This is a genomic window from Methylobacterium sp. J-092 (assembly GCF_022829325.1).
Classification (GTDB): domain Bacteria; phylum Pseudomonadota; class Alphaproteobacteria; order Rhizobiales; family Beijerinckiaceae; genus Methylobacterium.
On the sequence record NZ_JAKSXU010000155.1, the window covers coordinates 1 to 6,627 of the forward strand.

6 protein-coding genes and 1 pseudogene are annotated in these 6,627 nt (G+C 64.8%); 4 read left to right on the forward strand and 3 right to left on the reverse strand.

All coding sequences use genetic code 11. The annotated features are described in order from the left end of the window. Positions 1-529: PleD family two-component system response regulator (locus tag MKK60_RS18960; protein ID WP_243988167.1), on the forward strand; the 529-nt coding region annotated here is incomplete at its 5' end. A 114-nt stretch (positions 530-643) separates the two neighbouring features. Beyond that, positions 644-2,470 (forward strand): cation:proton antiporter, encoded by a 1,827-nt coding sequence (locus tag MKK60_RS18965; protein WP_243988168.1) that lies wholly within the window; start codon positions 644-646, stop codon positions 2,468-2,470. 90 nt (positions 2,471-2,560) lie between these two features. Here the strand turns inward: MKK60_RS18965 and MKK60_RS18970 are convergent, their stop codons facing one another. Further along, the gene (locus tag MKK60_RS18970) at positions 2,561-2,689 is read right to left on the reverse strand and encodes a carbohydrate porin (RefSeq protein ID WP_243988169.1); all 129 of its coding nucleotides are present in this window, start codon (positions 2,687-2,689) and stop codon (positions 2,561-2,563) included. An 86-nt stretch (positions 2,690-2,775) separates the two neighbouring features. Between MKK60_RS18970 and MKK60_RS18975 the strand changes: the two are divergent. Further along, positions 2,776-3,117, forward strand: a pseudogene (locus tag MKK60_RS18975) (HAMP domain-containing protein); the annotation flags it as partial. A gap of 13 nt (positions 3,118-3,130) precedes the next feature. Further along, positions 3,131-3,835, forward strand: coding sequence for a hypothetical protein (locus MKK60_RS18980; RefSeq protein WP_243988172.1), 705 nt, complete (start codon positions 3,131-3,133; stop codon positions 3,833-3,835). Between the two features lie 191 nt (positions 3,836-4,026). Here MKK60_RS18980 and MKK60_RS18985 read toward each other — a convergent pair whose 3' ends face one another. Together MKK60_RS18985 and MKK60_RS18990 are read right to left on the reverse strand one after the other, a co-directional pair. Next, positions 4,027-4,602: a PilZ domain-containing protein gene (locus MKK60_RS18985; RefSeq protein WP_243988170.1), complete on the reverse strand. Its 576-nt coding sequence runs from the start codon at positions 4,600-4,602 to the stop codon at positions 4,027-4,029. Between the two features lie 1,232 nt (positions 4,603-5,834). Next, a partial coding sequence (locus MKK60_RS18990) for a putative bifunctional diguanylate cyclase/phosphodiesterase (RefSeq protein WP_243988171.1) occupies positions 5,835-6,627 on the reverse strand: 793 nt, incomplete at its 5' end.

Sequence of the window (6,627 nt, forward strand, 5' to 3'; positions counted from 1 at the left end):
CAGCTTCGTTGCCGACGCGGCGCTGAGCGCCTCGCTCGGAGCCATCGAGGCGGTACCGAAGCCGGTGGACTGGGCGCGCCTCCGGACGATCCTTGACCAGTTCCGGGCGGCCGACGGCGACGTGCTCGTGGTCGACGACGACGCCGACATGCGCCACCGCCTCCGGACGGTGCTGGAGCGCAACGGCTGGAGCGTGCGCGAGGCCGGGAACGGCTGCGAGGCGCTCGACCAGGTCCGGCACGGCGTGCCACGCCTCGTGCTGCTCGATCTGACCATGCCGGTCATGGACGGGTTCTCGTTCCTCGACCAACTCCGGGACCTGCCCGGCTGCGCCGAGGTCCCAGTGGTGGTACTGAGTGCCCGGGACATCACGGCGGTGGAACGCGAGCGCCTGTCCGAGGCCGACCAAATCTTGCGCAAGGGCGACACCAGCTTGCAAGACATCGCCACCGAGCTGCGCAAGCTCGACAACCGTCAGACGGACGCCGGGGATGCGACCCCGACAGGGGCCGTGGCGGGAATCCCATAGGCTCCAACCCTTAGTAGGGCATGTGATCCGACCCGCACGACGGCGGAGGTGCCGATCCTTCGGCCGGTGAAGCGTCGGACGGTCGCGACGACAGGTTTGCCCGGAGGGGGATAGATGGAACACGGTTTGGCGACGGCCGTCCTCTGCATCGTGGGCGGTGGCATCGCCGCCCAGGTGCTCGCAGCGCGCCTTCGCATCCCCGCCATCGTGCTGCTGCTCGCGCTCGGGTTCCTTGTCGGACCCGTGCTCGGCTTGCTGCACCCGTCCCGCGACTTCGGGGAGAACCTGCGCCCTTTGATCGGCTTGGCGGTCGCCATCGTGGTGTTTGAGGGTGGCCTCGCGCTTGATTTCCGCGAACTCAGGGCTTCCGGCGAAGGTGTTCTCAGGCTCACCGCCTTCGCGCTGCCTATCAACTTCGTCCTCGGCACCCTCGCGGCGCACCTCATCGGCGGGATGATGTGGGGCCCCGCGTCGGTGTTCGGCGCCATCCTCGTCGTGACTGGACCAACCGTGATCCTGCCGCTGCTGCGCCACGCCCGCCTGGAGCGCCGGTCCGCCTCCTTCCTGAAATGGGAGGCCATCGTCAACGACCCGGTCGGGGCGATCCTCACGGCGGTCGTCATCGAGATCCTGGTGGGCATGCCGCACGGTGCCGGCGAGACCCCGGCGGTCGCACTGGCGATCCACCTCGCCGAGGGCGTGCTGGTGGCGGGCGGCCTCGGCGTTGGCTTCGCTCTATTGGTGGCCTGGGCGTTCCGGCGGGATCTCGTCCCGGAGACGCTCAAGACGCCGGTGCTGCTCGCGCTCGCACTCGTTGCCTACGTCGTCCCGAACCTGCTCATGCACGAGGCCGGGCTGATCGGCGCGACCGTGTTCGGCATCGCCCTGGCGAACCGCCACGTGCCAGGCTTGGGCGAGTTGCGTCGGTTTAAGGAGGCGCTTGTCGTGCTTCTGGTGTCGTGCCTGTTCGTCGTACTGACCGCCGACCTCGACCTCGGCGTCCTCGGCAAGTTGTCCCTGCCCATCCTCGCTCTCACGGCCGCCGTCCTGTTCGCGGTCCGCCCGGCCGCCATCTGGCTCGCGACGCTGGGCAGCGACCTGACGCGGCGGGAGCGCCTGTTCGTGGGTTGGATCGGCCCCCGCGGCATTGTCGCGGCCGCCGTCGCCGGTTTGGCCGGGCCCCGTCTAAGCGAGGCAGGCTACGCCGGCGGCGATCTGATCCAGCCCACCGTATTCGCGGTCATCGTGGCCACAGTCATCCTCCACGGCTTCTCGCTGGGACCGCTGGCCCGGCGACTGAATTTGTCTACCGCGGCCGAGACCCAACGGCTCGCCGTAGTTGGAGCGTCCCCATGGGCGAGCGACATGGTCGTCGCCCTGCATCGCGCGGGCGTGCCGGTCGTGCTGATCGACACCTATCCGGGCGCGCTCCAGGCCGCCCGTGACGCGGGTGTGCCAACGCTGCAGGCCGAGCTGTTGTCGCGGCATGCTGAGGAAGGTCTCGCCGACCACCCCCCGGACCATATGCTTGCTGCGACCCGAGACGAACTTTACAACGCGCTGGTGTGCACTAGGCTTGCCCCCGAGATCGGTCGCGAGCGCGTCTACCAACTTGCGCCGTCGTCGGACCACCTCCTGCATGCGGACACGGGCGTCAGCCGGGATACCCGCGGCAAGGTACTCGGTGACGGCAAGATCGATTTCGATTCCCTAGCCGGGCGACACGAGGCCGGCTGGCGTTTCGAAGTCGTCCCTGCGAACGCGGGTGCGCAGACCGACGCGGTCGACCTGCTGATCATCAAGACGGACGGGGTGGTCGAACTCCTTTCGGTCGACAACGAGCGTGCCGCCCCCAACGAGGGGGACCGCATGCTTGCCTTCGCCGCGCCGAATATTCCTCAGCTCGATATGGCGGAAGAGCCGTCTCTAGCGCACGTCTGATAAGCGTTTTGCGTACAGCGTTCAGGCTCATAGGGTTCGCTCTGGGGTCGGTTGGGCATTTCCGATGGCCCGCATGAAGTTGAACCTCACTCAGTAGGTCAGCATCGCCCGCAGGCCGACGACCGTGGCGTTCTTGATCCGCCGCACAAGTTCGTAGCGTGGGTCCGGGATGTTGCCCCCCGGATGTAAGACGTACTGCAGGTTCGGCTGAACTGTCACGCGCGGTTCGAGGACGGCCTGGTACGTTGCATCGAACAAGGCCTCGAACCGTTTGCATCGGCATTGGGATCGGGATCGCCATCAACCGCCTGATCGTCCGGCCGCTCGGGCGGGTGATGACCTTCGTCGAGCAGGTCGGTTAGGGCGACCTGTCCGAGACGCTCGGGGACAGCGGCCACAACGAGATCGGTCGCCTCCGGCGTACGCTGAACGCGATGGTCTCGGGGCTGGCGGATCTTGCGCGGATGAACCGTGCGGCGACGTCGAACTTGAACGCGGCGGCGGCCGAGATCCGCGCCTCGGCGCAGAAGCAGGCGGCGTCGGTGGAGGAGCAGTTCGCGGCGGTGCAGGAGACGGCGGTGACGGTGGACGAGATCACCCATTCGGGCGCGCAGATCACGAACCGGGCCGGCGAGGTGATCGCCACCTTCGGCCTCGGCCATGACCGCGTGCCGCCTGCCGGTGCCGCCTTCGCCGTTGACGCCGGAGATAGACCGCTTCACGGGCGCCTTCGTGAACCGGCTCGAGGATCATCCGGCGGACTTCCGGCGCCGGCGCATCCCCGCCGTGCAGTCTCCGGCCGGTGATACGCGCGCCTGGCTCGAGAAGCGCCGGGCCGAGCAGCAGGCGAGCCTCATTCCGACGCCCGGGCCCGAGCTCAACCGCATGCTGACCCTGCTGCTCGCCCCCAGACAGTACGGTACGCTGACCGAGAAGGCCGCTGGCCTGTGGCTCGCCCTCTACCTCGAGGCGTTGGGTGACCTGCCCACCTGGGCGGTCGAGCAAGCGCGCATGGCCTCTGGGAATCCCGGCTGGCGTTGCCTATGGGACGGCCGAGATGTGCCGTCTTCGCACGATGTGGTCGCCGAGTGCCGGCACATCCTCCTGCCGATCGAAATCGAGCTACGCCGGCTCGACGTCGTGCTCGATACCGATCTCTACGACAACGGCGCCACGGACGGGCATCGGGCGAACGCCGTCGCGCACTGGGCTTTGGTTAAGGCCGAGATGCGCGATGACGATGCGGACGTGTTCGCGTCGACGGAGGAAAGCTTTCGCCAGCGCGCGCATTCATGGCTCAAGCCAACGAGTGTTTCTGTGCCCGTGAGCGGGCCCACGCGGAGGCGAATGGCTGAAGAAAGGTGATGTGCGGCCATCTCCCCAACAGCGACCAGCTCGTCTGCCGACTTTGATTGCGTGCGCTGATTGAGGTCGAGTGATACTGATGCGCGAAGCTGACTTCCGCTTCAACCTCGTCAAGGACGAGCCCGTGATCCGCGATGCCCCCTGGGAGATCGCGATCAGCGACACTCTATCATCGATGCCTTTTCTCATTGTCAGAGCACCGTGTGTTCACCCACCGTTGCTTCGTCGAGAGGCGTAAGGAAGGCGGCACCTACGCCCGCCTCAGTCCGGCGTGCGATCCTCGCCTGATGTCGTCCAACCATGATCGTTTGCCCAACATCCACCGGAGCATCCAGCCGCAGCGCTACGCCGGTGGCCGACAGATTTAGGATCTGCGCTGGGACGCTCGTTCCATCTGCTGTCGCGACCTGTACCTGCTTAGACTTAGGCACGACTCGACGGCAGACGCGCACTTCCTCGACCGGAGGGGCTTGCAGCCGAGCCATTTCCAAGAGGTTGCGCACCACCTGACCGGGCGCGACGCCACTGCCAACGACACGTACAGCGAAATCATCGGGGCCCGCTCGCACAACTCGTATTTCCATCACACCCACGCCACGGATCGAGCAGCCGAGCTGCGCTGTCACAGGGGGGATCGTCGCCGAGCGCATGCGGATGCCCTCGGGGGAAATATCGACGGTGATGGCATGGAATTCGGACCCGTCGCCGTTCCAGCATAGTGCTGGAAGTATGATGGCGTGACGCGGGTTAGCTCGTCGATCGGTCATAGGGCGGGATGTTTCATGCCCTGACCATCGGGGCTTGGACTTGCGGCTGCGTTGAAACTAACGGCTGCATTTTATCAAAGTGGGATTTCTCGCTGCAGCCGGTGGAGACAAGGCGATGTCGGGCCGCCTCCCGATCCGCGACGAACTCGCCCGCCAGCTTGGATTGAGCGTGCCGGCGGAGGTGCCGTGATGCCGAAGCGCGAAGTTTGCGCAATCTAGGTGAAACTTCTTCCAATTGTGGCACGTAGGGTGCCGCGAGCGAACGGCTCAGCTTGTGCGGCGATCGCAGCGATCCCCGCAGAACTGTGAGATATCGACACTCTATGTCTCTAGAACACCCACCTAGGGGCCCATCGCGGCGCCCACGCTTGGCCCTGGTTGTCGCCATGTGTCTCCTGCCAGTCCTGCTATGGATCGCCATCTACCTGATGAGCGGTAAGGCAGTCTGGTTCTGACGCCATCGCCTTCGCCCTCGGCGCTTTTAGTCCCTGGGGCGGAGATACTGCGCGAGAAGAAATCCGCCTTGCAGAGCGATCAAATGGGCGAAGAGGACCAAGAGCTCCAACGCGCCTAACTCCCGGCGGACGAGGAAGACTGCGATATAAGCGACGATGAGGCACCCTGAGGCGAACAGGATCATGACAGACCGATAATGCCACCCCAGTGCGATCCCAACGGCAAGCAGAAGCGCGGATGTGATCATCCTGACCCAATCACATCCTGGGCGTTTCAAGCCCCTTAACAAAGCCGTTAGAAGCGACAGCACGATGTCGCGGCAGATCCGGTGGGACTCTGTCTCAGCGAATGCGCCGAACGTCGAACAACACCAGATCTATCAAGGGGTGGAAGCCCCTGCTGCCCACAGGCGGATAGGTCCGTAGTGTTTCGTGACCACGTCCGACATAACCGCAACGCGCCTAGGGGCGCCACGGTGCGAAAAACGGCATCTGTCCCAACCGCGTAGATCGCGAGGCAGATTGTAGGACGGCGCCGTTTTCACATCCCGTGTGTCATCCATGGCCCATTACAGCTGGGCGCAGCCCAACAGAACAGGCTCGACCCACGAAAGGCGGCGACCGAGCCTGTTCCGTTCATGGCAGGAAGGCGCGCCCGCGGATGGGAAAACAGTCATTCTGGACAATGCCGATGGGTGGGTAAGGAAGCCTGCGGCTCCGTCCGCCTTGATCGCCATTTCGGTAGGACCACGGCTGAATTCATATAGAGCAAGTAGCCTACGCAGCGTGGTTAGATACTGTCTGCGACGGCGATGAAACGGAGTAACGTTCCGGACGGCCGATTAGATAACCCTGCACCGCGTCGCACCCGAGCTCTTTCAGCAGAGCGAGCTGGTTCGCTTCCTCGACGCCTTCTGCGATCGTCTGGATGTTCATGTCACGCCCCATCTGCGTGATCGCTTTGACGACCGCCATCGAATGCTTGTCTCCCAAAGCTGCTGCGACGAAGCTGCGGTCGATCTTGATCCTGTCCAGCGGCAGGTCACGCAGATGGGCGAGGGACGAGTACCCCGTCCCAAAGTCGTCCATCGCGATCTTGATGCCGAGTTGGCGTAGCGCCGACAACGTGTGCACAATCTGGCGGCCGTCCTCGACCAGTGCCGTCTCCGTTAGCTCGATCTCCAGTCTGTTCGCCGGCAACCCACTTTTCGCCAGGGCGGAAGTGATATGAGCGAGAAGCATCGGCGAACGGAACTGCACGGCCGAGATGTTGACCGCGACATGCTGATCTGTTGGCCAAGCCACTGCCTGCCGACATGCCTCTTCCAAGACCCAGCGGCCGATCGGCAGGATCAGCCCCGTCTCTTCCGCCAATGGGATGAAGGTCGCCGGGGGGACGAACCCCCGCGTTGGATGCTGCCAGCGAATGAGCGCTTCGAAGCCCAGGATGGTGTCGTCGGCGAGCGCCATAATGGGCTGGTACGCGAGATGGAACTGACCCTCGGCCAGTGCGAACCGGATGTCGTTCTCAAGGAGATGCCGGTTGGCGACGGCCTCGATCATCCCAGGG

Excerpts from the sequence above, each read along its gene's own strand:
- MKK60_RS18985 (WP_243988170.1), bottom strand. The coding sequence starts at position 4,602 with ATGACCGATCGACGAGCTAACCCGCGTCACGCCATCATACTTCCAGCA.
- MKK60_RS18965 (WP_243988168.1), top strand. The coding sequence starts at position 644 with ATGGAACACGGTTTGGCGACGGCCGTCCTCTGCATCGTGGGCGGTGGC.
- MKK60_RS18980 (WP_243988172.1), top strand. The coding sequence starts at position 3,131 with ATGACCGCGTGCCGCCTGCCGGTGCCGCCTTCGCCGTTGACGCCGGAG.